Source organism: Mesorhizobium sp. M7A.F.Ca.CA.002.09.1.1 (assembly GCF_003998555.1).
Lineage (GTDB): Bacteria > Pseudomonadota > Alphaproteobacteria > Rhizobiales > Rhizobiaceae > Mesorhizobium > Mesorhizobium ciceri.
This window is the reverse complement of record NZ_RZRR01001599.1, coordinates 1-469: the sequence shown is the minus strand read 5'-3', so window position 1 is coordinate 469 and position 469 is coordinate 1. Positions and strand designations below refer to the sequence as shown.

The 469-nt window shown below is 63.8% G+C and carries 1 pseudogene; it reads left to right on the top strand.

Features of this window, described 5'->3' with window-relative positions:
* Window positions 1-110: 110 nt before the first annotated feature.
* Window positions 111-469 (top strand): annotated as a pseudogene (locus tag EN994_RS34875) (electron transfer flavoprotein subunit alpha/FixB family protein); the annotation flags it as partial.

The following is a 469-nucleotide window of genomic DNA, read 5'->3' as shown; positions in this document are numbered from 1 at the left end:
GTGCTCACGTACAGAAGTACGCTCCGCTCCGGTTCTCGAAACCAACCGTTTTCGACTCGGCCTGACCGGATTTCAGGGAGCCGCGAAGACGAAAGTCAGGAATATCATCAATGGCTATTCTTCTGATTGCAGAACACGACAACGCAACCCTTTCCGACCAGACCGCCAAGGCGCTGTCGGCCGCGCTGCAGATCGGCTCGGACGTGCATGTGCTGGTTGCCGGCAAGGGCGCCAAGCCGGCAGCCGACGCTGCCGCCAAGCTGAAGGGCGTGAGCAAGGTGCTGTTGGCCGAGGCCGACGAGCTTGCCGAGCGCCTGGCCGAACCGACGGCAGCGCTCATTGTGTCGCTGGCGGGCGCCTACGACACCATCATCGCGCCGGCGACCTCGTCGGGCAAGAATGTCGCGCCGCGCGTGGCTGCGCTCCTCGATGTCGCGCAGGTGTCCGAGATCATCGAAGTCGTATCGCC